At 68.7% G+C, this 1,480-nt stretch carries 3 protein-coding genes and 1 pseudogene; 2 read left to right on the top strand and 2 right to left on the bottom strand.

Annotation, left to right across the window (positions count from 1 at the left end; genetic code table 11):
- The coding region (locus C475_RS08640; protein WP_006883432.1) for a M48 family metallopeptidase at positions 1-223 on the top strand (223 nt) is incomplete at its 5' end.
- 1 nt (position 224) lies between these two features.
- On the top strand, positions 225-464 hold the full coding sequence (locus tag C475_RS08635; RefSeq protein ID WP_006883431.1) for a hypothetical protein: 240 nt from the start codon (positions 225-227) through the stop codon (positions 462-464).
- Between the two features lie 13 nt (positions 465-477).
- Here the strand turns inward: C475_RS08635 and hpt are convergent, their stop codons facing one another.
- Together hpt and C475_RS23825 are read right to left on the bottom strand one after the other, a co-directional pair.
- Positions 478-1,047 carry a hypoxanthine/guanine phosphoribosyltransferase gene (gene hpt, locus C475_RS08630; RefSeq protein ID WP_006883430.1) on the bottom strand — a complete coding sequence of 190 codons (570 nt, stop codon included), beginning with the start codon at positions 1,045-1,047 and terminating at the stop codon, positions 478-480.
- 39 nt (positions 1,048-1,086) lie between these two features.
- Positions 1,087-1,480, bottom strand: a pseudogene (locus C475_RS23825) (hypothetical protein); the annotation flags it as partial.

Below are 1,480 nucleotides of genomic sequence, written 5' to 3'. Positions count from 1 at the left end.
CCGCGAGTACGTCGCCGACAGCGACGCCGCGGGGGCCATCGGTTCGGGCGAACCGCTCGCACGCGCGCTGGAGAAGATCAGCCGCGGCAACGAGCGCGCCAGCGAATCGGCGGTCGACGAGCAGGTCAACGCCCTGTGTATCTTCGGCGAGGAGCGCGGGCTCGCGCGGCTGTTCGCGACCCACCCGCCGATGGAGAAACGCATCGAGAAGCTGCGGAGCTGAAATGGACTACCGCACGCTGCTGGCCGCGGTCCTCGGCGTCGGTCTCGGCGCGGTCCTGATCGCGGCGCCGGAGGCGATCCTCCGCGCGCACACGGTCGGGCGCGTCCCGGGCGAGCGCGGCGGCGAGTACGGGACCGACGACGAGCCGGGCGACGGCGTTCGCCGGTTGATACGGGTCGTCGGCGGGGCGCTGGTGCTCGCGGGGCTGTACTTCGGCGCGGTCGCGGTCGGAACCGTGTGAGAAGGGAACCGACTCAGTCGTCGCCCTGGTCGTCGGTGATGACGACCTCGCCGTCCTCGACGACGACGTTGATGAGCGTCTTGGCGTCGTAGCCGGCGTCGGCGAGCTTGTTCGGGCCGTCGTCCTTCTTGATGACGCAGACGATGTCGACGATGTCGGCGCCGATCTCTTCGAGCGCGCCGGTGATCCCCGAGAGGGTGCCGCCGGTCGAGAGCACGTCGTCGAGGACGAGCACGCGGTCGCCCTCGTAGACATCGTTGACGTACATCTCCGACTCGGAGTAGCCGGTGACCTGCGAGAGCGCCACCTCGCCGTCGAGGCCGTACTGGCGCTTGCGGACGACGACGATTGGGATGTCGGTCATCAGGGAGACGGCGGTGGAGATGTGGATGCCCATCGCGGCCGGGGTGACGATCTTGTCGACGTTCTCCAGTTCGGCCTTGCGGATGATCTTGATGACAATCTCCCGGAGCAACTCGGGACGAAGCATCGGGACGCCGTCGCTGATCGGGTGGACGAAGTAGTGATACCCCTCTTTTTCGATGATCGGGGCGTCGAGCAACGACTGCTTGAGACGGTTCATGCCCGGGGAATGGCTATCCGGGGGCAAAAGCCTGACTAGCTACGCCGACGCCAGTAGGTCGGCGAGCCAGTCGGCGGCCGGCAGGACGTACGGGCCGTACTGGAAGTACACGAGCGCCGAGAGGACCAGGAGGTTCGTCCCGAGTGCGGCGGCGAGCCCGCCCGTGACGGCCGTCGCAGGGTCGAACCGCTCGTCGAGGGCGCTCCCGACCGCCGAGGCCGCGAACGCGGCGCCGACCACGAGCCCGACGACGGCGTGGAACTGGAAGGCGCCACCGCGACCGAACGACCCGACCGTGACGACGACGAAGATCAGCTGCGTTCCGAGGAGTACGCCGCCCAGGTAGGTCCACAGCGCCACGCGGCCGTGTTCGGCGATGACCCGGCGCATCCACCGCTGGCGGGCCAGCGCGTAGACGGCCAGAACGTACACC

The organism is Halosimplex carlsbadense 2-9-1 (genome assembly GCF_000337455.1).
GTDB lineage: Archaea > Halobacteriota > Halobacteria > Halobacteriales > Haloarculaceae > Halosimplex > Halosimplex carlsbadense.
The sequence above is the reverse complement of the archived record's forward strand: the minus strand, read 5'-3'. Positions and strand labels throughout refer to the sequence as shown.

Coding starts and splice junctions, on each gene's coding strand:
- C475_RS08635 (WP_006883431.1), top strand. CDS start 225: ATGGACTACCGCACGCTGCTGGCCGCGGTCCTCGGCGTCGGTCTCGGC.
- hpt (WP_006883430.1), bottom strand. CDS start 1,047: ATGAACCGTCTCAAGCAGTCGTTGCTCGACGCCCCGATCATCGAAAAA.